The following is a 26274-nucleotide window of genomic DNA, read 5'->3' as shown; positions in this document are numbered from 1 at the left end:
GGAATTGATACATTAGACTTTTCCCTATATACCGTTAATCAAGTCATTAATCTCAATGAAGGCTGTTTTTCAGATATTGGAGGATTACGGAGTAATATCTCTATTGCCTATAACACTATTATTGAAAATGCGATTGGTGGTAAAGGTGATGACACTCTCATAGGAAATCCTTTTGATAATAATCTCATAGGTGGTGATGGCAATGATTTATTCTATGGCGGTGATGGCAATGATTTATTTTATGGTGGCTCTGGAAACGATGTTATATACGGAGAAATGGGAAATGATGTGCTCTATGGTGATGATGGAGATGATATGCTTATTGATTATTATGGTGCTAATATGTTGAATGGTGGTAAGGGTAATGATCGGATCTGTGTAGCATCAATGGATAGAGGGCTTCCAGGCAGAAATATCATTCAAGGGGGAGAAGGTGATGATGAAATATATTTAGGCACAGGAACTCATAATGTAACCGGTGGACAAGGAAATGATACCTTTAATTTTTTCTGCTATGAGGGCATTGAAAGCAATAGTTCAATTTGGGATTTTGAAAAAAACAAGGATAAAATAACTTTGCTCACTAGGGATTATAGAAAAATAGATATATCAAAAATGAAAAAAGTTGATAAATTATCAGGAGATAAAAATGAATTTTCATTAAATTATAACAAACCAGCCAACAAGACCATCATAGACGTTTCAATATCTTCTAACGATGATAAGTCCATTGTACATATAGAGATTGTCGGTATATTTAACCACGATGAACTCTTTGCGGTATAAATACATTTCACCATATGATTTGTAAAAATTTAAATTATTACTCTATAAATAACCATCAATTATTATATTAATAATAATCTAGCATAATATGCGTATAAATAATTAATAGCAATCGACTAAAAACATACTAATAAATAGTTTGTTTTATAAAAGTTATTCCCATATATATATCCATTAATTATAAAATTAAGAAATATAGAAAATTCTCTTTTGGTAAAAGGATTTAGTATGAATAGTTTTAACTCAATAAAAAAACCAACTTACTTCTATCTACCTGATGGTAAAATTGTTATAAATTATATGTATGGTTGGCCTAAACAACCACATAGTAATATCACCAAAATAACTTATATATTTCCTGATTATGATAAAAAAAGAAATTACTCAAATAAAAAATATTCAGTAACAGAAAAAGATAGAATAGAATCAATAAAACATACCGCTAAAGTATATGAATTGACCTATCTTAAGGAAAAAAAAGAAAAAGAAATCGCTTCATTAAAATATTATAGAAATAAATATTCAATAAGTAGAATAGCTGAATTAGAAAAAGATATAGAGGATATAGAAAATAGTATTAATAAAAATAAGAATAGTATACATCCTTATTTTTATAATACACAAACAACCATATATCCTCATCAACAAGAAGTTATTTCCGATATTCTTAATGAAATTGCCCATATAACACAAGCAAAGTTTGTTGCATCTAATCCAGAATTCGATGCCGATATAAAATTTGGTTTTTACGATGATTTTCATATTAGTCATGGTTCAATAGAATTTTCATATACCACCAGAGGTTTTGCAACCTACCCTAGCGGGTATTCAACCCCTATAAAAAAGATAAATATTGATGAACAATACCAATACTCTGGAACTATATTTTTAAATTTATCATCACACCAATATTATAAGATAATACATCAAAATGATCTTGATAATTATATAAAAACAGAAGGTAATATTGGTGATGCTTTCAATTTTAAAGATAATGATACTGTTCTGATAATAAAAAAAACCAATACTCTAATTGAAACACTAAAAAATAATAAATATCAGCCAGGTACATATCATTATAAAGTTGTTTTGCATGAAGTTGGTCATGCACTCGGGCTAAGCCATAGTTGGCAATACTTAGAATATAAAGATAAAAATCATGTATTAGCTTCATTGAAATATTCTGTTATGGGTTATGATATACCAACCTCAGAGCATGCTGATTTTGGTGGTCTTTATCCCATGACCTTTATGCTGCTAGATATATTATTATTGCAACAACTATATGGCGAAAATATGACCACACGCCTTGAAAATAATATCTATGGATTTCATTCTAATACCGGACGTGCCGCTTACTCCTTAAAAAGCATAGAAGATAAATTAGTAAGTTGTATTTGGGATTCGGGGGGAATTGATACATTAGACTTTTCCCTATATACCGTTAATCAAGTCATTAATTTAAATGAAGGTAGCTTTTCAGATATTGGCGGGTTACGTAGTAATATCTCTATTGCCTACAAAACGATTATTGAAAATGCTATTGGTGGATCAGGTCATGATACTATCATAGGAAATAGTGCTAATAATGAACTTCTAGGTGGTGATGGTAATGATACTATCAATGGTGGTTTGGGTAATGATCACCTCTATGGTGGTATGGGTAATGATATTCTGTATGGTGATATAGGTAATGATTATCTCTATGGAGGTATAGGTGATGATATTCTCCATGGTGGTATGGGTAATGATATTCTCCATGGTAGTATGGGTAATGATTACCTCTATGGAAATAAAGGTAATGATCAACTCTTTGGTGGTGATGGAGATGATACCCTTGTTGATTATTATGGAAGTAATACATTTATTGGTGGTAAAGGTAATGATCTATTATTTTCTATATCAAAGGCAGGACATAATGAACTTCAAGGTGGTGAAGGGAATGATATATTTTATTGTGGATTAGGTACTAATCTATTATGTGGTGAACAAGGAAATGATACTTTTAACTTCTTATGCTATAAAGGCGCTAAAAGTTATAATTTAATTTTTGATTTTAATACGAATGAAGACAAAATTATTTTTGTTGATCAAAATTATAAAAAAATCGATATATCAAAAATGAAACGAGTAGAACAATTATCAGGAAATGAAAATGAAATAGTTTTACATAATGATATTCATACAAATAAAACCACAATAACAATTTCAACAGCCAATAACGACCATCATTCGACTATCTTTATAAAACTTGAGGGTATATTAAGTTACAATGATCTTTTAGATATGTAAAGATATTATTTTTATTAATAATAAGGATTACATTGTAGTCCTTTTTTTTATTGAGATGTTCTGTTTTTTTACAGTATAAAAATAATACATTATGTTATTTTTATTTTATTTATTATTCACCAATATTATTATTACTATAGAAATAAAACAAACATCAAACATCAAACATCAAACATCAAACATCAAACATCAAACATCAAACATCAAACAACTTAACATAATAAACGATACATTCATTTAAACAAACCCATTAATTAAATTAAAAATCAAACTTAAGTAAAATTTTCCTTTCAATTATAAAACAATAACTAACAATAGAAATCATCTAAAAATAAAATATAACTATACTTATATTCACCTCATTAAATTATTCTGACTTAAAACACACTTTACTTCACAATTATTTAAAAACTTATTTTACCCCCCTAGATTAATAATAATTAATGTCTATCTTTATCCTCAATGGCATTCGCCAGATAAATATATTTTCAGTATGAAAATAAACTTAACCTAAATTTATATCTGGAGGATATTATGGGATCTTTTTTATTAAAAAAAGCCGTTGGGTTATCTAATATTTCTGATTTATTAGATAAAAGCGGGATCTTCTATAACTATTCAACCAAAGTATTACCTTCTTTTGATTATGATACCGCAGGAAAACATATAGCCCGTGAAGATTCCACTTGGAATGGCAAATATGTTATTGGGCAACCCGCTGAGGTGACTTATTCATTCCCAAAATGGGAAGGCAAATTTAATCAATTTGGTAATAAGAATCCTTATGAATTTAATGAATTACAAAAAGAGCATGCAAGAAAATCTTTAGATGCATGGTCTGATATTGCAAATATTAAATTTACTGAAGTTGCTGTTGGGAATGTTGATGGAATGAAGGCTTCTGACGTAAAAACAGATATTACTTTTGGTAATATCTATGATCCCAATGGCACATTTCAGGCTTATGCAACATTGCCTAATACCTATGCTTATGGAAAAGATCTTTCTGGCCAAGCATGGTTTAGTGATTATCATTATGCAGGTAATACTACACCAGAATTGGGTAATTATGGTCGTTTAACTATTATCCATGAAATTGGTCATACACTGGGTCTTATGCATCCTGGTGATTATAACGCAGGTCAGAATGTTCCAGGTTATTTAAAATCTGATTATGCGGAAGATAGTCGCCAATATACAGTAATGAGCTATTGGGATGAGTATGAAACAGGCGCCCACTTCCAAGGTGCTTATGCCGGAGCCCCTCTCCTTCATGATATTTCTGCTATGCAATATCTCTATGGCGCAAATACGACTACCAGAACAGGTGATGATGTATATGGTTTCAATTCAAATACTGGGATTGATTATTATACGGCTACTGATAGCAATGATAAATTAATTTTCTCTGTATGGGATAGTGGTGGTAACGATACATTTGATTTCTCAGGCTTCTATCAAGATCAACTGATTGATTTACGTGCTGGGAACTTTTCTGATGTGGGGGGATTACAGAAAAATGTTTCCATTGCACAAAATGTTACCATAGAAAACGCAATTGGTGGTTTTGGTAATGATATTATTCATGGTAATGATGCTGATAATACTCTTATTGGAGGCGAAGGAGACGATATTATCTATGGCCATAGTGGTAATAACACTATTTATGGTGGTCGTGGACAAGATACATTACATGGTGGCACAGGAAGCAATACCTTTATTTATAAAGAAATTGCAGATTCTTTAGTAACAGCCGCAGATAAAATAATGGATTTCAAAACCGGTATTGATAAAATTGATTTATCAACATTAATTCAAGATACATTTAGTAGCAAAATTCTTAACTTTGTTGATAACTTTACAGGAAATGCTGGCGAAGCAACTCTTAGCTATAATGAAGTAACCAATGCTTCTGAATTAGCCATTAATGCTTATGGCTATAATTATAATCCTGATTTTAAAATTGATATCGTAGGTTTTGTTAATTACGAAACTGATTTTATTGTTTAAGTCATAGTTGGGTAGGAGAAAGTTATTTCTCCTACCCTCTTTTGCTTTAAATGAAGCTATTTTGATATTCATAATAATAAATAAAGTGAAAATAGACGCTTCTTTAAAACCAACAAAAGATATTTAGTACTAAAAATAGACAAATTAAATCAGGAATACCACATGCCACAAATAAAATATAATAACGAGATAACAAATATCATAAAAGAGAGACGGAAAGTTTTTCTCTCTATTGGACTATTTACCGCTTTAATTAATATATTAATGTTAGTCCCTTCTATTTATATGTTACAAGTTTACGATCGAGTATTACCATCAGGTAATGAAATGACACTATTGATGCTAACAATCATTATGTTAGCTCTTTTTATCTTTATGGGAGGATTAGAATATTTAAGAAGCATTATTGTTATACGCATGAGTAATAAATTAGATTTATCACTTAATTCACGCATTTATACTGCAGCTTACCGAGAAAAATTAAACAAAATAGCGAATATTAATCCAACATTAGCATTAACAGATCTAATTACTTTACGACAATTCATTACTAGTCATGCCATATTCACTTTCTTTGATCTACCTTGGTTCCCTATTTACCTTTTAGTTATTACTTTATTTAATCCTTGGTTAGGATTATTTGCACTTTGTGGTGCCCTTATCTTATTTGCTTTGGCTATCCTTAATGAATATCTATCTAAAAATCATTTAAAAAAAGCGAATAGTTTTGCCAATCAAGCACAATTAATACAAAGCCATCATTTAGAACATCCACAGACTATCGAAGCGATGGGAATGCTTAGTCAATTACGTAAACAATGGCAAACCTCTCATTTCAAATACTTACAAGCACAAACACAAGCTAGTGATAATGCAGCCGGTATTAACGCTATCACAAAAGTAACACGTATGGCATTACAATCTTTAATGCTAGGTTTAGGGGGATGGCTTGCTATTGATAATACTATTAGTCCTGGAATGATGATTGCAGGTTCAATACTTTTAGGTCGAGCATTAGCCCCTATTGAGCAAGTGATCAATGTATGGAAAAGTTGGGATAGTAGTAAAGCAGCCTACAATCGATTGACGACTTTATTAAAAACATACCCTCAAGAAAATAAAAAAATGGCCTTACCTAAGCCTCAAGGCGAATTACTTGTTAATATCGATGAAGCAGTATATCCACACAGTGACAGAATATTACTAAATAATATCAATTTTGCTCTATTACCGGGAGATACACTAGGTATTATTGGCCCGAGTGCTTCTGGTAAGTCTTCTTTAGCAAAATTTATTGTCGGTATATGGCAGGTCAAAAAAGGCATTGTGCGATTAGATAATGCGGATATCTTTCAGTGGTGTAAAGAAGAAATTGGTCCACATATTGGTTATTTACCTCAAGAAATCGCCCTTTTTCCCGGTACCATTGCTGAAAATATTGCACGCTTTACTGAGGTTGATCCTCAAAAAGTGATCCAAGCTGCCAAAATGGCACATGTACACGAGATGATTTTACGCTTTCCTCAAGGATATGAAACCCAAATTGGTGCTCACGGTGAAGGATTATCCGGCGGACAAAAACAACGTATTGCATTAGCCAGAGCATTATATGGCGATCCCACGTTAGTTGTCTTAGATGAGCCAAATTCTAATTTAGATGATTTAGGTATTAGAGCGTTAACACAGGCGATCGAAACATTAAAACAGCATAAAAAAACCGTTATTTTAATTACCCACCAAAAACAGCTACTTTCTGTCACTAATAAATTATTAGTGATATTTGATGGAAACACCAAATTATTCGGTCCAACGGCGTCTGTTATTGCTGAATTAAATAATCCAACTATCACAAAAACGGCAAACACTATTTCTTCAACACCAGCAACCTCAAATAACGCTTAATTTTTCGGAATTGATTATGACTATAGAAAAAAATGTTATACCACTGTCAGAAAAAATTTCAGATGATCCAAAGAAATTTCTCGTTATTGGATGGACTGTGGTTTTATTAGGCTTAGCAATTTTTATTTTTTGGGCTGCTTTCGCGCCCCTTGATAAAGGCGTTCCTGCAATAGGAAACGTAGTAATATCGGGGAATAAAAAAAGTGTACAGTCTTCTGTTGAAGGTATTATTACTCATATTTTTGTAAAAAATGGTGATCCGGTATCTGCCGGACAAACTCTGATACAGCTAAGCCCTATTCAATCTCAAGCGTTAGTAAAATCGTTATCAGAGCAATATGATAATTTACTGATCACTCAACAAAGATTATACGCTGAACTTAATCAACAAACTTCATTTAAATTAAATAATAGCGATAAATACTATTCATCTACTGAAAATAGAGAGAAGTTATTACTACAACAAAATCGTTTATTAAATGAAAAAAGTGCAGAATTAATAAGTGAAATAAATGGTTATAAAGCAGCTATCGATGGCATTACTGGTCGCCTAACCCATCTAAAGCGCTCAATTCAGAATAAAAAGAGTCAAATTAGTAATCTACAAAATCAGCTTAATGATTTACAAATATTAGCTAATGAAGGATATATTCCTCGTCATCGATATCAAGAAATGGTGCGAGAATTAGCAGAAAATAATAATCAACTCAACGAGACTTTTGGGCAAATAAGTGCATTAGAAAAACAAAAATTAGAATATGAGCAAAGAATATTGCAACGTAATGCCAATTTCCACCAACTAGCTCGAACAGAGCTAAATAAAATACAATTACAAATCAGTGAAACAGAAAAACAACTTATTATAGAAACAGATAAATTAGCTAAAATGGCAATTATCGCACCGATATCGGGTACTGTGATGGATCTTTCTGTTTTTACCAAAGGTGGCTTTGTAAAAACAGGTCAGACATTGATGGATATAGTGCCTGAAGATCATCAACTGGTTATTGAAGCGCGTCTTGCTCCGCATCTTATTGATAAGGTAACTCCTGGCCTTCCCGTTGATTTGATCTTTAGTGCCTTTAATCAAAATACCACGCCAAAAATTCCTGGTGAAGTAACGATTATTTCTGCCGATAGATTAATTGATGAAAGAACAACTGAGCCATATTATCAAGTTCTTATTAACATAAAAGATTATACATTATTAGCAGATAATAAAAATAAATTGAAAGCAGGCATGCCCGTTGATGTATTTATTAAAACTGGCGATCGCTCATTATTAAATTATCTTTTCAAACCAGTATTGGATAGGCTCCATACTTCATTAACGGAAGAATAATGATGCTAATAAAAAAACTTTTTACACTTTTTTCCGTAGGACTCCTAAGCTTGCCAGCTTCAGCGGTTACATTGTCTGATCTCTATTTTTTAGCGATTAAACATGACCCCACATTTAATGCAGCGGTAAAAGAACAAGTAGCAGGTAAAGAGTATGAAAATATCGGGTTATCACAATTGCTACCCAATATTTCTGTCAATTACAAAAATAATCCTCGCAACTGGCAACGTAAGGCTTATCCAATAAATATATTTCAGGATAAAATAACAACAGTTGAGTATCAAAACTATCAAAGCTATTCTGTCAACGCTATTATTAGTCAACCACTATTTGACTACACCGCATTTAGTGAATACAAAGCTTCTATTATTAAAACATTATTAGCAGACAGTCATTATCAAAATAAATTTTCAGAATTAATTATTCGACTTATCGATAATTATATTCAAGTTGCTTATACACAAGATAAATTATTACTAAATCAAGCACAGCAAGAAATCTATCAAAAACAACTAGCTTCAAGTCAACGCCTATTTGAGTTAGGAGAAGGAACCAAAACAGATATTGCTGAAATAGAGACTCGTTTATATTTAACCCAGTCACAATATACCGATCTTCAATTAGAAATTGAAAAGGCTAAAAACAAACTCAGTGCTATGATCGGTTCACAATTGCCTACTCATGAGCACATCGCAAAGCTAACTGATACAAAGTTTGTTCTTCAATCACTGGCTCCCAATGACTATTCCACATGGGAAAAAAATGCCATACAAAATAACTTAAAGATACAATCTGCTCGTCATGAAATGGCGATAGCTAAACAAGAGATTGAGAAAAATAGAGGAGAATTTTTCCCAACAGTACAATTTTATGCTGCTTACTCTAGTAGTAATTCTGATAGTAATAATACCATTAACCAGAAATACCAATCTGCTAACGTGGGTTTTTATGTCAGTATGCCTTTATTTAATGGGGGTAAAACAACGGCATCAATGCGTCAGTCGACAGCAAAATATCAGATGAGTGCATTTGAAAGGGATGCTATTATTCAAAATATTATGCAGGAATTAAGATATCAATATCAAATTTGCTCAACGAGTCATATTAAATTAATGGCTTTTGAACAAGCAGTAAGTTCCGCTAAGTTACAATTAAATGCAACAAGAAAAAGCTATATTGGTGGTCAGCGAACGATGGTTGATGTGCTTAATGCGGAAGAGCTTTTATATAGAGCGCAGCAAGATTTAATCAAAGCCAAATATGATTATATTCAAGCTTGGGCATTATTACATCAATATACCAATACACTAGATATTGAAAAAATAAAAATTATTGAAAACTATTTTCAGTAGCTGAAAATATATATTTGATTTAACTCAATACTATAATAAAAGCCCTATAATTAATCAGGTTATAGGGCTTTGCGTCTATGATAGTTAGTCTAATAGATTACTTAGCTTATTAGCATATCGTATTTTCATCACTTCTTTTTATTACCGTACAACATTAATACACGGTGAGTAAGAGCAATTGATGCCAGACCGATAATACATTCAGTTAAAAAAATCAGCATAAATCCCCCCTATTCATGAGTACATTTTGTCTGGGTGGGGGTTCTGATAAAGTTAAGTGACTTGTCATATAGTGCTTAGCTAACTCCGTTCTAATGGACACATTTTAAACCTACCATTAAAACGACAAAGCGCAAAATATATTTACCGACAAATTCTGTTTTTTAATCTAGATCACATATAAATCACACGAAAAGCAAAATCGTAATACATGATCAGTACTCACTGAGAAAAAACATCACAGCAAAATAAATATTAAAGCAATTCAGCTAATTAAAGAACACCAGCGTTAAATCGCCCTCTTTTTCTACTATCGGTTTTTCTTTTAATGTAGTCAATTTAGTCAAAATCTGCTTTCTATCAGGTCTGACTAAAACAATCGCTACCCCTTTATATTGGTTTGCTTCGATTAATGCTAATAGCTGTTCAAGGCTATAGTATTTATTTTTTACATCTGGATAATTTAAACCATAAGCCAACTCACCTTTCGTCTCTGTTAAACGAATATCAGTCCGTTTTAGTCCCCAAGCAAGTGATGTACCAATACCAACTTCGTCCGTTAAAATATACGATTTATTACTTAAAGGCTCATAATAACGTTGGATAATATTTTCTGGTGTACTTCTACTTTCTATCTTTTCTGGGATTGCATATCCAATAACTAAACTTAGTCCGATAGAGCAAAACATCGTTAAAAACTGTGTTTGTCTAAACAGCGCCCCCGCACCAATCACACTCCAAAATAAAAACCCACTTATTGCTAACACTATTTTCAACGTTTCATTCGTATCATAAAGCTCAAATTTGGCACTGTATAAAGAATAGATAACGGCTGATATACCCATTAGCCCAAAAGCAATATTGATAGATGCATTCAGTTTACTGATTTTCTCATCAGGTCTATCTTTTAACTCTTCGATATAGTGTGCAATTAAAATAGATAATGGCACAAAGCACGGCAGCATATAGGTTAATAGTTTTCCTTTTGAGGCTGAGAAAAAAGCAAAAAAGAGAGCAAACCACAGCAGAAAATAGAGTGTACCTTTTTTTAAAGAGAAAGCTGATTTTAATGCACCAAATAAAAAACCTAGCCAAGGCAATACACCCAATATAACTATCGGGATATAGAACCATGTTGGTTGTGAGCGAGCAGACTCTTTAGCAATAAAACGCTGTACATGTTCAACCCAGAAAAAATAATTCCAATAATCCGGTGCTTGTAATGCAACAGTAATCACCCAAGGTCCAGCTGTAATAGCAAGAGCTAACAGTGCAATAGAGGAATAGCAAACCACTTCTTTAAAGCGAGCTTGACTAATTGCCATGACTAAAAAAACTAACGCAGGTAAAACAACCGCTATAAAGCCTTTTGTTAAAAAACCAAGTGCACAAAAAAAGCCAATACCTATATAAGCAATTATTTTGCCCTTTTTATTCGGGGTCGATAACGCAACTAAAAATGAGTACATTGCAGCGGTCACAAACAGCGTCACAATAGGATCTAATATATTATAAGTACCTATTGCTAATACCAGAAAAGAAGATAAAAAAACGGTCATAGCATTAAAAGCAAGAGCGCTATTGCGCCAAACTACCATTGCCGCTTTATAAATAAGCCATCCTGTTAATAAGGTTGATGTTACTACAACAATACGCACCGCAAAATGGCTTTCACCAAATAACCACTGAGCAATACAATTGATCCAATATCCTAAAACGGGTTTTTCAAAATAACGAATATCAAGAAGATAAGGCACTGACCAATTGCCAGAAACTAACATTTCACGGCTAATTTCAGCATAACGAATTTCATCTGGTTGCCATAACAGTCGCGTTTCTAAAGGAATAAAATAAGTTAATAAGATAAATAGGAAAAACAATAACCATTTATATCTTTCTGTCATCGCTATATTCATAATTCCTCAAATAAACGCACTACATTATTTATCAACATCAATTAGTCATAATATTTTATAAAAAATTCAAATATATTTATTAAAGCTTTATTAATAAAAATAGAGAAATAAAAAAATATTATTAAAAATCAAATTGTTATCTTTTATTTTTTTACGTAAAAATACTCACAATTCCTTTATATTTTTATAAAAAAAGGTTATCAATAATAATTTCCTTTTGGCATTTCACGAATATAACTAATACCATTAGTAATCATTAAGAAAAACTAAAATATAAGTGAGCCACTATAAGCTTTAAAACCCAAAAAGCCAGCAATATGCTGGCTATAATGATAACTAAATTTTATTAAATACTATTGACTAAATTCTTTAAAAGCACCCATGGTATTGGACGCATACATCACAGAAGGGCCCCCTCCCATATAAATCGCGACGCCCAATGCTTCTGCAAGCTCCTGCTCTGTCGTCCCTAATTCAACTAGAGCTTTAGTATGAAAACCTATACAACCATCACAACGATTAGCAACAGCAATGGCAATAGCAATCAGCTCTTTGGTTTTAGCATCGAGCACACCATCTTTAGAGCTTGCTTTGGTGGTACTCATAAATGACTTCATAACTTCAGGAATATTTTTAGATAATGCCCCCATATTCCCCGAGATGTCTGTTACTATTTCTTGGTACTTGCTCATTTTACTCTCCCTATGACAATATATATTTTTATATAATATAAAAATATAATATCATTTTATGTGATTTGATCAAGTGAAATTAAGTTTGTTATTTTATTGATTACATTAGTCATTATGTTGAGGCTGAATAATGTCAATTCTTGATGAATGGGCGGAGCGCCACATTGAAAAGGCGTTGAAAAATGGTGAACTCTCTTCTTTGCCAGGAGAAGGTAAACCCTTAGTATTAGATGATAACAGTCATGTTCCTGAGTCTTTGCGGGCTAGTTATCATTTGCTTAAGAATGCCGGCTTTTTACCTCCAGAAATGCAAGATAGAAAAGATGCATTATCTTTAGCTGAAATATTAAGTTCACTTTCAGAAACTGGCATCAAAGATGAACAGTTACAAAAAAAACTCACTTTACTCGAATTAAAATTACAACAGGCAGGAATGGATACACAGTTTCTACATACGGACTATGCAACCCAATTAACAGAAAAGTTAGCAACACATAAAGATAAGCACAGCTAAGCCTATACATCCTTGTATAAGCTTATCTAAAGAATAATATTATCCCGCATGCGGTGAATAATAAATTGGCGATCCAGGCCCTACAGGTAAGTGGAAAACAAACACCCAAAGGTAGAATAACAGTGACCAACCAATTAAGAAGATAATAGAATATGGCAACATCATCGAGATCATAGTTCCAATACCCGTATCTTTCTTATATTTTGTGGCAACCGCTAAGATTAAACCAAAGTAACTCATCATTGGCGTAATAATATTCGTCACCGAATCACCTATACGATAAGCTGCTTGAATAGTTTCTGGTGCATAACCTGCCAGCATTAACATAGGAACAAAAATAGGCGCCGTTACTGCCCATTGTGCGGAAGCTGAACCAATCATTAAATTGATAAAGGCGCAAATTAAAATAAAGCCCAAAAATAGCAACCCACTTGGCATATCAATACTATTAAGTAAAGCTGCACCTTTAACAGCGATCACTTGCCCTATATTTGTCCAGCCAAAAAAAGCCACAAATTGAGCAGCAAAGAAAATAATTACTAAATAAAGACCTAATGTGCTCATAGAGTTTGCCATGGCATCGACAATATCTTTATCTGAACGCATAGTCTTGGCTATCCAACCATAAACAATACCGGGGATAGCAAAAAATAAGAAAATGAATACAACAATGGATTTTAAGAATGGTGAGTTGCCAATTAAACCTGTTTCTTGGTTTCTTAATATGCCATTTTCAGGTACGACAGTGAATGCCAGAATGATGGCCATCACAATAAATGTTCCTGTTGCTGCCCATAGTGCTTTTTTCTCAAGGGGAGTAACTTGTGCAGCATTTTTTAGATCAGTTTCTTCATCATCTAATTCATTACCATTATAAGGCCCTAACTGAGGCTCAACGATTTTTTCTGTGATGATGTAGCCTAAAAATGTAATTAAAAAGGTACTGACAAACATAAAGTACCAGTTTGCTTCCGCACCAACAATATAGCTTGGGTCAATAATGCGTGCTGCTTGTTGTGTAATACCTGATAATAATGGATCGATAGTCCCTAACAGTAAGTTAGCTGAATATCCACCAGATACTCCCGCAAACGCAGCAGCAATCCCCGCTAATGGATGACGACCTAGCGAATGGAAAATAATTGCCGATAGCGGGATCAAGACAACATATCCTAATTCAGCTGCAGTATTTGACATAATACCTGCAAATACAATGGCTAATGTGGTCATTTTGCGTGGAGCTTTCATAACCACTAAACGCATAACGGCTGATAATAATCCCGCTCGTTCAGCTATTCCGACACCGAGTAAAGCCACCAGTACGGTTCCTAAAGGAGCAAACCCTGTAAAATTGGTAACAATATTAGCAAGAATACGTCGTATACCATCAGCATCAAGTAAACTGATAATATGAATATAACCATCTTCAGCGCGCCCTTTAGCGCCTTCTGGTCGTGGATCTTGTACTGTAACGCCGAAGTATTCACCAACCGCTGAAGATACAAGTAAAATAGCAATTAAAATAATAAATAAAATAACGGGATGGGGGAGTGCATTTCCAAGCCATTCCACTGTGCGTAGAAAACGACTTCCTCCCTGTTTTTTTGTTTGCATGATTTATCCTTTTTATAAAAAAACAGAAAATGCACAGTACACAACCAAATTTGTTTTTACTATCCGTAAATACCTATCATATAAATGATATTATCTAAAATTAACACTCAAACAATGAAAAAAAATATAATTTAATTAATATAAAACAATAAGTTAAAAAACATACCATCAATTATAGATAACAAACATTAAAATCAATTTATAATATCTAAAATTAAAAAATGCGCGCAAGTTAACACTTTTTAACATTTTAAAGTCTATTTATTAACCTTTACAGAACTAAAAACTCCTTAAAAAGTACATAAAAAGCTTCGAATACTCTAATAAACCTGATAATAACGGCTGAAATTACTATTTATAGTCACATCATTACAAGAATTAACTAAGAGATGTTAAAAAAGAAGTCTATTTGTGACTAAGCGGTATGATAATAAAATAGGAGAAAAGCCTAATAATAACGCAGTAAATAATAGAAAAATAAAATCGAGCATATTACTAGACGTTTTAGAAAAGGGGATAAAATCAGTCTGCATGAAACATAAAAAAACGGCAAGGTTGCCCTTGCCCTACCAATAAGGTAATCAATCAAAGAAATGTAATATCTAGCAAAACATCAATATGTCATATCGACTTAATATCAATAATGAAAAGCATCAGGTGTTGCTTGAGCAATAACATAATTGCGCTTATCTATTCCTTTATTATTTAATGAAGGCTTTTTTACGTAGCAATCCTCAAAAAACCAATAAATGGGTGTATTTAAATAGAGAGCTAACAGCACTAAATGTCTGAGATCTATTTTGTTCATACCTCGTTCATAGCGAGAAAATTGTTGCTGGCTGACACCAATTTTTTTAGCCAGTTGCATACCGGTATAACCCAGCTCTTTACGTTTTTTTTGGATCTTTTTACCTACAGAAGCATTTACATCTATATTCGCAAAATCAAAATTCATCATCATAATATTCACCCATTATCATGATTAAGGCATGGTTAAAATAATTGAACCGGAACCGGAGAAACGACCTGGAGCTACCCGTCCATTCGTGCGTAGCGTTGAACTCACAGAGACTGGCGCTGAACCGCCTGCTGGAACATTTACCGTAACGCCTTTTTCACCAGGATAATTGTTTAGATATAAATCAGCATATAAACTCTTATCTGCACGCAGAGGTACCCGCCCACTATCAGAGCCAGATGCGATAACCAACACTTTCATTGCTAAATTACAGGTTACATTGATTGTTTCAGAGCGCTTAGCACCACTTAAACTAGCTTCATCAATATCACCATAGTTAAGGTTCACCGCACCTTCAGATATTTTACAAGCACCCACTGGTGGTGGTGCGATACCGCATAGTGAACCTGGTAAGAGTTTTCCTCGAGGTGATATACCACTTGAATTCGGTTGATAAAATAATCCCACACACTCTTGATTAGAGTTTAATGAAGGCCCTCTGTGGGTGGTTTGCCCTTCAATAGGGAATGATCTATTTTTAAGTACTACATCACGAACTTCAGCTAAAGTACGTAGTTTTTCAATTCGAGCAATCTGAAATGCAGGATTTCCCCCAGTACCATTTACTGTATGTTTATGGTTCACTGTGACATAACACACAGGCCAACCATAACAAGGATTTAATATTCCTGAGGTTTCTGGATCCCAACGCTCAATAACATAAGTGTAAGTGGCGTTAGAAGGTGTCCCTGTTGATTCTGTTATATAAGAAAAAATAGAGGCCATCGCAGGTGCTGAGAAAAGCCCCGCTATTAAGATAAATATCGCCGGAAATCGTTTAAATATAAACATGTAAAACCTCAATCTTCATTATCAGTCATAATTCAAATAGAAGGTGGCTATTGCACTAAAAGGACCACGTTTAATCGACTTATTCGCAATCGCATCCGGCTCACCTTGAATAAAGGCATAAAAATTCAAAATAGTGTCACCCGCAGTTAATGACATCTTGTCTGTTTCTTTATTTATAGGTAGAGCATTACCATTTTCAGACTCTAATCCCACCGCAATACCAGAAGCTTGGCTGCCCGGACTTATTGCCAAAAATCCTTCTCCTGCCATTGCTTGATTTTCCTCTCCTTTAAAGGTTATTTTGACGCTTTTACCGATTGAGAGATCGCATTCTGACAGACGTAATTGAAATAACTTGCTTGGCGTTCTTTTATAGGCATAAAGGTTTTTATCAGGAATATTGCCAAAATCGAGTACCACGGTTTCATCACCCGGTTTTATGGTACAAGGCTCATCAACTAATATGCCGTGAAAATAGAGGTTGTCCGGTATTGCAAAAGCCGCTGAAGTTAACCCTATGGATACAGATAGACCCAATATGAACCGGATCGATAATGTTTTTATTTTCATCAAAACGCTCCTATTGGTATTCTGCTAATAAGGTGGCTGAGACTTCAAATGCCCCTTCAGGCAATGTACTTCCCGGTCTTTTTACTGGAACAGCTTGAATAACCGGAGGCGAATCTGGTGAAATCGCAATACGCTCATTTAGCTTAAAAGGCTTACCATCTTGAGTTAAATGAATACCTAAATCGGGAATATTGGTTTGCAATGCCGCCTCATCAAACTGGGTTTTAGGTCCGATAATTGATAATCCCAAATCCCAACCTTTTAAATTAGCGTCGCATACCAAGGTATAATTCACCGATTCGGTATAGTTAATACCATCAACTTTATTAATACCGACGTTCTTACCAAAAAAAACCTCAATTCGTTCGTCATTGCTGATAACACAAGGAGGTGGCACTAATAATGTTCCGAATAATTTTAAATTAGGCGAGTCGGCCGCCATTACTGCTGTAGAATTTAGTAATATAATCAGACAAATAGATTGCAATTTATTCATCGTGTTGCCCCTTTACTGATAATCTACATGAAGTGTGGCATTGGCAACAAAATCTCCACCAACTAGTGTTTCTCTATTATCACGCACAGGGATCGCTTCTAGTTTAGGCAAATTGGGATAGGTAAATTTAACCGCTGAGCCTAATCCTAATAATTTACCTTGATAAAGAATGCGTACCCCTAATCCCGTAATATTAGTTTGTAGGGCATTACTATCGAACCCTGTTGCATTACCTGTTATATAGACTTTCATGGCGTTAGTCGGTCTTTTTTGGCAAGTCGCGGTATATTCGATAGGTTGCTTATAATTGCTATCATTAATACGCGTACTCATTACTTCGCCAAAATTCACCTCGATCATCTTGCCGTCATTGATTAAGCAAGGAGGTGGAGCGATGACGTTTCCAGTAATATTGATATAAACAATCCCGGGGGTCGCTCTTATTACTGCTCCTGCAGGTAAGTTAGCAACAGCAGTAGAACTCAGGCCTCCAGTAAATGTTGCCAGAATAAAAACCAACACTGCCTTGCTTGGGCTAAACCACTGTTCCATAACCATAAATCAGACCTATTTAGTTTCCAGCTGCCGTTTCTGTTACTTTGCATTGATTGCCACTACAGGTGAATTTCATCTGAGGGCGACCGCCATAATCATTGATGTAGCTCAATACCGGTGAAGCACCAAACATGGAAGCACTCAGATTTATCGTGCCGCTACTTTTAGGTGCGATCATTAATGGTTCAAAGCCATCCAAGCTTTTTCCTTTCAAACTGGTTAATCCATCGACTAATGTCACATAGTAAGGCGTTGGATTATTCACTTCGAAGCGATCACCTTTTTTAGTTAAAGTGATCTGCTCTTGCCAAGGATTGGTTAAATCCGTTTGCGAGGCATAGATTGATGCAGGACGATAAAATAATTTGATCCGCGTTTGTAATGCAATTTGCAGTACATTAGGCTTATTACTACGTGGTGGAATTTCACGTAGGTTAAAATAGAAAACACTTTCTCTATCTTGTGGTAATTTGGCTATATCAGGTAATGATTGCACCTTAATCTGACTTTTATCACCCGGTTCAATACGTTGGATCGGGGGTAAAACAATCAGTGGGCTTTCAATACGTTCGCCGTTTTCATTTTCCATCCAGCCTTGAGCAAGATAAGGCAAGTCCTTATTTTGATTGCTGACATTTAAACTAATCGATTTTTCGGCACCATTAAAAATGACACGAGTTCGATCTAGCGCAATGGCAGCAACAGCTTGATGAGTAAATGCCATTCCCATTAACAAAGTGGTTGCAACAATGCATGAGCGTTTTAATAACATCATCTTTAATTACTCTTTGTCTGAAGTTGTTTTTATCTTTATTTCCTGTTCCTTAACCTTAACGAGATAGAAACTTCGTTTTAGGTAAGGAGACTTCTCTTTGATTGAAAGTAGAGGTTGCTGTGCCATCATCACTACAGGTCAATAACAGTGATGAAATTTGCACATTCTCCACCAATGTTGGAATAAGTACTTTGCACTGCTCTTTACCACTCCAACGAACACTCAATACATCCCCGGTATTAATACCGGTTAGATAAACATTTCCACCATCATTAATGATGCCTAACTCACGCCCTTTTTCTGTTGTGACACTGGCGCCAAATGGTGGGAAGGTTCCATCTTTTAACCGAATAACCGCCATGGCTTTTTGCCCTTCGATAACATCAAATCGACGGTAACCAATCGCCCCTTCGGTTAGGGTTAATTGCTGAATTGAGCGTAATGCTTCGACATTTTCAGGTAATCGATTAAGATCGATACTCGCGCTACTACGGTAGTAATCATTAATATCTGGCAATACCGCTTTACCAAACATATTGGTATGGGAAATCGCACCAAAATTCTTCACGGGAATATTAGCGATACCGTCTGTATCAATAAGTAAGCGAGTACTACCTGTACGACTAACGCGGTGTAATGCTCCACCTTTCGGCGTAAGTGTGGCACCACCTTGTAGCGATAAAGTGGCAGAGGTATATTCACCATTGATATGACTTGCACTGGCGGTGACTAAGGCCGCATCAGCATAATGCATAAAATAAGCATCGGCTGAAGGTTTACCATTGCTACTTACCCCAGCGCCAACACGATAACTGCTATTGTCATCAATTCGATCGTAATAGCTGACATTATGAGAGTTACCGCTCTTATTAATGACAGTGTTGTAACTGATGGTCGCACGATCACCCCAAGGCATACTGACATTCATATAAACGCCATTATCATTGGTGCCATTAAATTTATTACGGAAAGCGGAGAGACTAAAATTGATATTTTTAAAACGACCAATATCCGCGCTTTTCGCTAACGATAAGTTGTAATTATCATTAGTTGGCTTATTCCAATATGTTTGGTGACTATAGTTTAAGTAAGTACTCAATCCCCAGTCAGGAAATTGCTTACTAAACATAATGGTATAAAGTTCTTTGTTATTATCAGCATTACCATCGCGATAGCGACGCTCTAAATACTGATCCATGGTCATAAAGTCGCGTTCTGAGAAGCGATAACCAGCAAAGGTGACTTGGCTATTAATAGCTTCAAAACGTTTTGAATAACTTAATCGATAAGAGCCACCGTTATAACGCTTATCATCACGAGGAATTTTTGCCCAAGAGTGAGTAGCATCAAAAGAGAGAGCACCAAAAGCCATTAAGTCACGGCCGATACCCGCAGACAAGGCGTTATAATCACCCGCAACAATTGATCCCCCATAAAGTGACCAACCGTTACTCACCCCCCATGAAAATTCCCCCATACCAAAAACGGGGCCTTCGGTATTATGGTCAATATTAGAAGGTTTACCTGCCGAGAATTTATATTGCACTCGTCCTGGTCGAGTTAAATAAGGAATACTTGCCGTATCCATTTGAAACTCTTGTACAGAGCCATCTTGCTCTTCGACACGTACATCTAATTTGCCACTAACCGCATCATTAATATCTTGAATACGAAATGGTCCTGGAGCAACTTGCGTTTCGTAGATCACTCGACCCTGTTGGCTAATTGTCACTTTGGCATTGGTTTTTGCTACACCTGTGACTTCTGGCGCATATCCACGTAAATTAGGTGGCAACATATTGTCGTCAGTTGCGAGATGAACCCCGGTAAAACGGAAACTATCAAAAATATCGGAGCGCGAGTAAGTCTCTCCCATGACAAAGCGCGCTTCCCATTGAGGGATAGCTCTATAGAGATAGTATTGATTCCATTTCCAGCTGTTTTCTGTACTTTGAGGGATCCCTGTCGTATGTTGGTAGCTCGCTTGCCAATCAGCGCGAAAACGCCAAGCACCTAAGTTCGCCCCTAACGTACCTAACCCCGTCACTTGCTGACGTTGTTTTCCTTTAGCAGGATCAGTCACATTTGCATTAACGTTATAATCAAAAAGTATCCCTGAAATACCGTCATCCCAACGAGAAGGCGGATCCCAGTTTGGTGCTGAATACTCCAAATAAGCTTGAGGTATCGTTAATAATAAATTACCACTACCTAAACTGGCATTTATTGTCATTCCGGGAATAGATGATGTATCAAGGCAAGTTTGATTATCGTTAAAACGAATTTTATCAAGCCACTCCGGTTTTAGCCCTAATTGACGAACTAATTCAGGAGGTAAGCAAGGTTCACTTCCTTTGGGATCATCTGCAGGTACAACGTAATTAATGTTGTAGATATCGGGAAGTTCATTATTATTTATACGAACAACAAATTCGTAGCGCCCTGGCATAATGTAGCCAGCTCGAGAGAAATCAGATAAATCGATATTTTGTTTATCTTTAAGATCTAAAATATCAGCATTAAACTCAATATCGCTATTCGCTAAAGCTGAATTTGAAAGACTGGATGCCCCAGTAACAATTAAATAGATCAATATAGCAACAGGCCGAATAGCATGCTTTTTTCTCTTTTCTCGCTTCTCTAAACAAACGGTTTTGAATGATCTAACCATAAATTATCCAACCCTGATCCATTTAATAGTATTCCAGCTTAAAGCGCAGCGTCGTACGGTAATTCCCCGCTTTTGGCGTATCGTTGTTTTTGACTATTCGAGCTTGGTACAGCAATGCCATTGACTGCGAATCAATGCCAACGGGCGGTAGGGGTTGTCCTGGAATAGCTTGTCGACCATAACGATCCGCTATCGCTAATGAAGCACCTTTGGCCTCACCGGATAACTCAAAGTTGCCATTTCCATTAGAAGGACCATCGAACGTTGCGATAAAACGTGGATTATCCGCTTCTTGCCCTTTCTGGCTAATTAGCGTACAGTCCGTTAATCTGATAGAAAAATATTCAATCGGTCCTTGACCTTCAGTGACTAACGTTGGGATAGATACCGTCGTTAGCGGGATCACTTGATCACTACTTCCCGCTGATATTGCACATGACGGCTCTAATATGGTTCCTTGTAGATTGAGCCACCCAAATCGCTGATGCATGTTTTTATCTTGTTTTACATCACTGGCTATCGTTGGCGCAGTCACTAAACTGGCAACAAGGCATAGCAATAGTGGTGCCATCTTGCGATTCATATTTTTCTCCGTTAGTAAGAAAAATCATTAAAAGTAAAGACAGGAATAAAGCTCTGTACTTCCTTGTACAGAACTTATTTTTTCTTACTGATAAGTCAGTGCGAAAGTTGCGATTGCAGTAAAGTCACCTGGAACAGCAGCTTCAGATGCAGAACCTTGTAAATAAGCAGCAAAGTTCAGATCATTGTTACCATCACGCAGGTTTTGAGCAGCACTTGGGGTGCCTAATTTGATTTGTTTACCACCCGCATCGGTGATAACAACAGCTGCATTTTTAGCGATACCTTCAATGCCTAAAGAACCTTCTAAAACTTCAGTTGCTTCAGAGCCAGTGAAAGTTGTTTGAACAGTTTTGTAAGTCTCTGTAGTACAATTTTCTAAAGAGATTTTAAAGTCACGAGAATTACTACGGCCACCATCTTTTAATGCAGCAGTAGAAATTTGACCTAGTGGAACTGTTTGATTTTCAGTATCAGGAGTAATTGAGCAAGGAGCATCAATGATTGAACCAACAAATTTAACAGTACCATGACCTTGATCTGCAGCTAAAGCAGAACCCGCAACAACAGATAAACCTAAACCAAGAACTAAAGCTAATTTATTTAATTTCATCTTTTTGTTTCCTGAAATATAAAGGATGAAGACATCTAAAATAATTAATTCATTTAGGATTGGATTATTCCTAATTGAATGGCTCATTTATTGAGCTCGGGAATTTTGGTATATTTAAGTCCACTTCAAACGCCACGAAATATCGTTAGAAACGAAACAAAATACACCAAATTGTTTAGTTAAAGATTTTCATCTTGCAAGTATGACTATTTAGATTTTTTCATCTTAAAATTTAGGAAAAAGATGATATAATTCTAAGTGCAAATACTATAGTTTGTTAAAAAAGTAAAAAAATTTATTTCAGTGTTTTGCACAAAGTAATAAATTATTTTGATTTTTTAAAAAAATGTTTAATATCAATATGTTAAATAATTAAGAATATATACCCAATAATATATTTGACTTAAGTTAGAAGCCGGAGAATAATAGTAAACAATTTGGTGTATTTTGATTGTTTCTCTAAATAGGTGTAAATATCACCTGCTATTCTCCTTTCTCTTACCTATCAATGGTTTTCGTTTTCTAAAAATTGGCAAACTTTCAATAAACTTGTTTAAAATTAACGAGTAAAAAAGAAAGTATAAAAAAAACACAACCCTTTATTGATGCATATTACTTGCTATAGTGATGCTGCAACTGACTTTTGTTGTTTATTATCTAATTGAAAAGGTTACGAAAATGAAGCAACGTAAATTTCTTACACGTTTTGAAGTGAATGCTATTTTAAAGCAAGCTAAGGAAGGTAGGTATCCCGAAAGAGATTACTGTATGTTTTTAATGTGTTTTTTACATGGTTTTCGTGTTAGCGAACTATGTAATTTAACATTAAGCGATATTGATCTAGAAAGTAGAATACTCTATGTCAGGCGTTTAAAAGGTGGGCTTTCAACAACACAACCTATTATTGATGAGGAATATGAAGCCTTATGCAACTGGTTGAAAAGTAGAGAAAACTGGAGAGAATCAGATTCTGAATGGGTATTTTTATCACAAAAAACGGGACCAATTTCCCGTCAACAAGTTTATGGGTTATTACGCCGTTTAGGTAAAAAAGCCAATGTTTCTATTAGTCCACACCCTCATATGTTACGCCACGCCTGTGGCTACGCACTGGCGGATTTAGGCAGAGATACACGTTTAATTCAAGACTATTTAGGCCATCGCAATATTTCCCATACGGTTATTTATACAGCAAGTAACTCAAAACGATTTATCAATATGTGGGAAACGCGAAACTCACAATAGTTCTTTATTAATAGATTACTTAAAAAGTTAATATCAATAATTGAGTACGTTTTATTTTACAATAAGAATATAGATATTTTTTTCTTTTTAATTCAAATTAGGATTTATATTAAAAATTATATCATTTAATATAAATAATCACGATAGTAATCTTAATAAAGAATTAATTAATGATACTTGATTTTAATAAACCCGGTCATATTTGGTGTACTAATTTTTTTTGAAATATAATCATTTTTATTCCAATAGACTCTATCTTAGAAGGTATCCATTTACCCACAGAAAAACATTAAAAAGATTTATCATTAATAATTTAACTTAGTATAAGAGATATATTCAAAATACAATTAATTCTGATTTTTTCGTCTCTTTCTACACATTTATAATGCTCATAAAGCAATCACTACCCATCTAAGCTCGCTTAGGGATAGTGATTGCAAGCCTAATGAGTGCAACATAACTCGACAGTCAATATCGCTATAGCGATCATTAAGGGAAAACATCCCCTTAGCCTGACCTAAATAGGTTGCTTATTTAAGGACTTTTTCTTGTAAGAGGTAAAGGTTAATACAGAAATGCGTCTAGTGCTTTTTTGGCTAAAAGATTGCTTCGTCGACTTAGCGGTTTGCCACTTTTGACCGACGTTGAAGTAATACAGTCCTCAAAAAACCAGTAAATGGGTGTGTTTAAGAACTTAGCTAATAGCACTAGATAAGTAAGATCTATTTTGTTTAACCCTCGCTCATAGCGTGAGAATTGTTGTTGGCTAACCCCTAGTTTTGCCGCCAATTGGCTACCTGTGTAACCTAACTCTTTACGTCTTTTTTGTATGCGCTTACCTACCAGTGCATTGACATCAATATTTGCACGACGATATTTCACCATGATATTTCAACCTTTTATTATTATGGTAACGTTAGAATCAACGCGCCAGAGCCAGAAAAATACCCTGGAGCAACATGTCCATTGGTTCTCAATTTAGAACTCACTTGTATAGAAACCATTTTGCCTTTAGCGACAAAGATAGCCTCTCCCTCTTCGCCAGATTTATCATTAATATATAAATCAGCATATAAGCTATTGTCATTACGTAGTGGGACTTGACGATTATTCATTCCTGTTGCAACAACCTGTAAAGAGACATCACGATTACACGTCACATTCACAGTTTGAGAACGAACCGCATTGTCTAATTCATTTTCCCCCACATTGCCGTAATCCAACTCAACAGAATGGGCTAACACATCACAATGTCCAACAGGAGGGGGAGCAATTGCACAAATAGAACCCGGTAATAAATAGCCATCTTCAGCAAAACCATAAGCATTTGGCTGATAAAATATACCAACGCACTCTTGTATGGTTGATGTATCAACATATCGATGAATGGCAACTCCTGGGCCATAAGGGAATCCTCCTAATTCTTTCATAACAGCAATACGTAGATCTTCCATTCTTCGATATTTATGCCCATCACTTAAAATAGTTCTGGTCGCTGAACCTCCAGACTGGTTAGGCTGATGACGATGATTTATGGTTATATAACAAGGTTTTTTTTTATAACAAGGATTTAAAGCCGTTGGTGGCTCGGGATCCCAACGCTGGATAATAAAAGTGTAATCAGCCCCTGTCCCCTCATTACCTACTGGTTTTGATTCTGTAATATAAGAAAAAATAGCGGCTATAGAGGAAGCTGGATATATCAACATGCTAGTAAATAAGTAAAAGATTAATTGGCGCTTAGGTATAAGCATATAAACCTCAAGTCAACATTAGTCATAATTTAAATGGAATGTAGCAATGGCGCTAAAGGGCCCCCGTTTTATTGATTGATTAGCAATTGCGGTAGGTTCTGCTTGTATAAAAGCACTAAACCTCAATGTGTTATTAGTTGAAAGTAAAGCCATATTTTTCGATGGCTGATTAATGGGTAAGAGGACTCCATCGCTATCTTCTAGACCAATAGCAATACCAGAGGCTCGACTTATTGGACTTAATGCTAGAAAACCTTTCCCTGCCATCGCCTTATTTTCATCACCTTTAAATGTGATGGAAACTTTGTTATTCATAGAGAGATCGCACTCCGATAGATGGATCTCAAATTGCTGGCTTTTAGTTCTTTCTACTCCATTGTAAAAAGCACTATCAGTCACTTTATCCAGCGTGATGACAATAATTTCATCACCGGGTTTTATTACACATGGCTCATCAATTAACTCACCATGAAAACGCATATTAGGATCAGCATTAGCCATAGCTATCACAGCGGCAAAGATTGCAGTACTCAGAGATAATCTTTGTAATATCATCCCGATACT

At 34.9% G+C, this 26274-nt stretch carries 23 protein-coding genes; 8 read left to right on the top strand and 15 right to left on the bottom strand.

Annotation, left to right across the window (positions count from 1 at the left end; all coding sequences use genetic code 11):
* The 6 genes from AACV00_RS05470 to AACV00_RS05445 all read left to right on the top strand — a co-directional run.
* Nucleotides 1-786, top strand: a 786-nt coding sequence (locus AACV00_RS05470) for a calcium-binding protein (RefSeq protein ID WP_202608907.1), incomplete at its 5' end; no start/stop codon positions are given.
* Between the two features lie 228 nt (nt 787-1014).
* Nucleotides 1015-3078, top strand: a complete 2064-nt coding sequence (locus tag AACV00_RS05465; protein WP_161680023.1) for a M10 family metallopeptidase C-terminal domain-containing protein — start codon at nt 1015-1017, stop codon at nt 3076-3078.
* A gap of 534 nt (nt 3079-3612) precedes the next feature.
* Nucleotides 3613-5088: a serralysin family metalloprotease gene (locus AACV00_RS05460; RefSeq protein ID WP_004247335.1), complete on the top strand. Its 1476-nt coding sequence runs from the start codon at nt 3613-3615 to the stop codon at nt 5086-5088.
* Between the two features lie 162 nt (nt 5089-5250).
* Complete coding sequence (locus AACV00_RS05455) at nt 5251-6990, top strand: type I secretion system permease/ATPase (protein ID WP_020945277.1); 1740 nt, start codon at nt 5251-5253, stop codon at nt 6988-6990.
* 16 nt (nt 6991-7006) lie between these two features.
* On the top strand, nt 7007-8332 hold the full coding sequence (locus AACV00_RS05450; protein ID WP_161680021.1) for an HlyD family type I secretion periplasmic adaptor subunit: 1326 nt from the start codon (nt 7007-7009) through the stop codon (nt 8330-8332).
* Complete coding sequence (locus AACV00_RS05445) at nt 8332-9684, top strand: TolC family outer membrane protein (protein WP_049221090.1); 1353 nt, start codon at nt 8332-8334, stop codon at nt 9682-9684. Before AACV00_RS05450 ends, AACV00_RS05445 begins: the two co-directional genes overlap by 1 nt.
* 488 nt (nt 9685-10172) lie before the next feature.
* Here the strand turns inward: AACV00_RS05445 and arnT are convergent, their stop codons facing one another.
* Entirely contained in the window at nt 10173-11819 is a 1647-nt protein-coding gene (gene arnT / locus AACV00_RS05440) for a lipid IV(A) 4-amino-4-deoxy-L-arabinosyltransferase (protein ID WP_161680019.1), read from the bottom strand.
* Nucleotides 11820-12172: 353 nt separating this feature from the next.
* A complete protein-coding gene (locus AACV00_RS05435) occupies nt 12173-12511 on the bottom strand; it encodes a carboxymuconolactone decarboxylase family protein (RefSeq protein ID WP_049197755.1) in 339 nt (112 codons plus the stop codon).
* 130 nt (nt 12512-12641) lie between these two features.
* Between AACV00_RS05435 and AACV00_RS05430 the strand changes: the two genes are divergently transcribed.
* Complete coding sequence (locus tag AACV00_RS05430; protein ID WP_126656489.1) at nt 12642-13025, top strand: DnaJ family domain-containing protein; 384 nt, start codon at nt 12642-12644, stop codon at nt 13023-13025.
* Between the two features lie 39 nt (nt 13026-13064).
* On the opposite strand, the gene AACV00_RS05425 is transcribed toward AACV00_RS05430, so the two are convergent.
* The 10 genes from AACV00_RS05425 to mrpA form a co-directional block, all read right to left on the bottom strand.
* Nucleotides 13065-14639 carry an AbgT family transporter gene (locus AACV00_RS05425; protein WP_004244916.1) on the bottom strand — a complete coding sequence of 525 codons (1575 nt, stop codon included), beginning with the start codon at nt 14637-14639 and terminating at the stop codon, nt 13065-13067.
* A gap of 637 nt (nt 14640-15276) precedes the next feature.
* Nucleotides 15277-15600: a transcriptional regulator MrpJ gene (gene mrpJ, locus AACV00_RS05420; RefSeq protein ID WP_004244917.1), complete on the bottom strand. Its 324-nt coding sequence runs from the start codon at nt 15598-15600 to the stop codon at nt 15277-15279.
* A 21-nt stretch (nt 15601-15621) separates the two neighbouring features.
* Complete coding sequence (gene mrpH / locus AACV00_RS05415) at nt 15622-16449, bottom strand: MR/P fimbria adhesin subunit MrpH (protein ID WP_004244918.1); 828 nt, start codon at nt 16447-16449, stop codon at nt 15622-15624.
* A gap of 21 nt (nt 16450-16470) precedes the next feature.
* A complete protein-coding gene (locus AACV00_RS05410; protein WP_004244920.1) occupies nt 16471-17019 on the bottom strand; it encodes a fimbrial protein in 549 nt (182 codons plus the stop codon).
* Between the two features lie 10 nt (nt 17020-17029).
* The gene (locus AACV00_RS05405; RefSeq protein ID WP_004244922.1) at nt 17030-17515 is read right to left on the bottom strand and encodes a fimbrial protein; all 486 of its coding nucleotides are present in this window, start codon (nt 17513-17515) and stop codon (nt 17030-17032) included.
* A gap of 12 nt (nt 17516-17527) precedes the next feature.
* Nucleotides 17528-18073, bottom strand: a complete 546-nt coding sequence (locus AACV00_RS05400) for a fimbrial protein (protein ID WP_004244923.1) — start codon at nt 18071-18073, stop codon at nt 17528-17530.
* A gap of 13 nt (nt 18074-18086) precedes the next feature.
* A complete protein-coding gene (gene mrpD, locus AACV00_RS05395; RefSeq protein WP_004244924.1) occupies nt 18087-18845 on the bottom strand; it encodes an MR/P fimbria assembly chaperone MrpD in 759 nt (252 codons plus the stop codon).
* Nucleotides 18846-18900: 55 nt separating this feature from the next.
* Nucleotides 18901-21516: an MR/P fimbria usher protein MrpC gene (gene mrpC, locus AACV00_RS05390; protein ID WP_004247328.1), complete on the bottom strand. Its 2616-nt coding sequence runs from the start codon at nt 21514-21516 to the stop codon at nt 18901-18903.
* Between the two features lie 22 nt (nt 21517-21538).
* A complete protein-coding gene (mrpB, locus tag AACV00_RS05385; RefSeq protein ID WP_023843516.1) occupies nt 21539-22087 on the bottom strand; it encodes an MR/P fimbria assembly terminator MrpB in 549 nt (182 codons plus the stop codon).
* Between the two features lie 96 nt (nt 22088-22183).
* Nucleotides 22184-22711: an MR/P fimbria major subunit MrpA gene (mrpA, locus tag AACV00_RS05380; RefSeq protein ID WP_004247325.1), complete on the bottom strand. Its 528-nt coding sequence runs from the start codon at nt 22709-22711 to the stop codon at nt 22184-22186.
* Between the two features lie 678 nt (nt 22712-23389).
* Here mrpA and mrpI point away from each other — a divergent pair.
* Nucleotides 23390-23956: a phase variation DNA invertase MrpI gene (gene mrpI, locus AACV00_RS05375; RefSeq protein ID WP_004247323.1), complete on the top strand. Its 567-nt coding sequence runs from the start codon at nt 23390-23392 to the stop codon at nt 23954-23956.
* 564 nt (nt 23957-24520) lie between these two features.
* Here the strand turns inward: mrpI and AACV00_RS05370 are convergent.
* From AACV00_RS05370 to AACV00_RS05360, 3 genes are read right to left on the bottom strand one after another with little or no spacing between them, the layout of a single operon-like run.
* Nucleotides 24521-24841, bottom strand: a complete 321-nt coding sequence (locus tag AACV00_RS05370) for a helix-turn-helix domain-containing protein (RefSeq protein ID WP_004244929.1) — start codon at nt 24839-24841, stop codon at nt 24521-24523.
* A 20-nt stretch (nt 24842-24861) separates the two neighbouring features.
* Entirely contained in the window at nt 24862-25710 is an 849-nt protein-coding gene (locus AACV00_RS05365; protein WP_004247322.1) for an MrpH family fimbial adhesin, read from the bottom strand.
* Between the two features lie 18 nt (nt 25711-25728).
* Nucleotides 25729-26265, bottom strand: coding sequence for a fimbrial protein (locus AACV00_RS05360; RefSeq protein WP_004247321.1), 537 nt, complete (start codon nt 26263-26265; stop codon nt 25729-25731).
* Nucleotides 26266-26274 lie beyond the last annotated feature (9 nt).

Source organism: Proteus sp. G3927 (assembly GCF_963894685.1).
In the GTDB taxonomy this organism is placed as follows: domain Bacteria; phylum Pseudomonadota; class Gammaproteobacteria; order Enterobacterales; family Enterobacteriaceae; genus Proteus; species Proteus mirabilis.
Note: the sequence above shows the minus strand (reverse complement) of the source record. Positions and strands in the feature narration are given on the sequence as shown.

Coding starts and splice junctions, on each gene's coding strand:
- AACV00_RS05410 (WP_004244920.1), bottom strand. CDS start 17,019: ATGAAAATAAAAACATTATCGATCCGGTTCATATTGGGTCTATCTGTA.
- AACV00_RS05405 (WP_004244922.1), bottom strand. CDS start 17,515: ATGAATAAATTGCAATCTATTTGTCTGATTATATTACTAAATTCTACA.
- mrpB (WP_023843516.1), bottom strand. CDS start 22,087: ATGGCACCACTATTGCTATGCCTTGTTGCCAGTTTAGTGACTGCGCCA.
- AACV00_RS05360 (WP_004247321.1), bottom strand. CDS start 26,265: ATGATATTACAAAGATTATCTCTGAGTACTGCAATCTTTGCCGCTGTG.
- AACV00_RS05425 (WP_004244916.1), bottom strand. CDS start 14,639: ATGCAAACAAAAAAACAGGGAGGAAGTCGTTTTCTACGCACAGTGGAA.
- arnT (WP_161680019.1), bottom strand. CDS start 11,819: ATGAATATAGCGATGACAGAAAGATATAAATGGTTATTGTTTTTCCTA.
- mrpH (WP_004244918.1), bottom strand. CDS start 16,449: ATGTTTATATTTAAACGATTTCCGGCGATATTTATCTTAATAGCGGGG.
- AACV00_RS05465 (WP_161680023.1), top strand. CDS start 1,015: ATGAATAGTTTTAACTCAATAAAAAAACCAACTTACTTCTATCTACCT.
- AACV00_RS05400 (WP_004244923.1), bottom strand. CDS start 18,073: ATGGTTATGGAACAGTGGTTTAGCCCAAGCAAGGCAGTGTTGGTTTTT.
- mrpD (WP_004244924.1), bottom strand. CDS start 18,845: ATGATGTTATTAAAACGCTCATGCATTGTTGCAACCACTTTGTTAATG.
- AACV00_RS05455 (WP_020945277.1), top strand. CDS start 5,251: ATGCCACAAATAAAATATAATAACGAGATAACAAATATCATAAAAGAG.
- AACV00_RS05435 (WP_049197755.1), bottom strand. CDS start 12,511: ATGAGCAAGTACCAAGAAATAGTAACAGACATCTCGGGGAATATGGGG.
- AACV00_RS05430 (WP_126656489.1), top strand. CDS start 12,642: ATGTCAATTCTTGATGAATGGGCGGAGCGCCACATTGAAAAGGCGTTG.
- mrpC (WP_004247328.1), bottom strand. CDS start 21,516: ATGGTTAGATCATTCAAAACCGTTTGTTTAGAGAAGCGAGAAAAGAGA.
- AACV00_RS05365 (WP_004247322.1), bottom strand. CDS start 25,710: ATGCTTATACCTAAGCGCCAATTAATCTTTTACTTATTTACTAGCATG.
- mrpJ (WP_004244917.1), bottom strand. CDS start 15,600: ATGATGATGAATTTTGATTTTGCGAATATAGATGTAAATGCTTCTGTA.
- AACV00_RS05370 (WP_004244929.1), bottom strand. CDS start 24,841: ATGGTGAAATATCGTCGTGCAAATATTGATGTCAATGCACTGGTAGGT.
- mrpI (WP_004247323.1), top strand. CDS start 23,390: ATGAAGCAACGTAAATTTCTTACACGTTTTGAAGTGAATGCTATTTTA.
- AACV00_RS05460 (WP_004247335.1), top strand. CDS start 3,613: ATGGGATCTTTTTTATTAAAAAAAGCCGTTGGGTTATCTAATATTTCT.
- AACV00_RS05445 (WP_049221090.1), top strand. CDS start 8,332: ATGATGCTAATAAAAAAACTTTTTACACTTTTTTCCGTAGGACTCCTA.
- AACV00_RS05450 (WP_161680021.1), top strand. CDS start 7,007: ATGACTATAGAAAAAAATGTTATACCACTGTCAGAAAAAATTTCAGAT.
- mrpA (WP_004247325.1), bottom strand. CDS start 22,711: ATGAAATTAAATAAATTAGCTTTAGTTCTTGGTTTAGGTTTATCTGTT.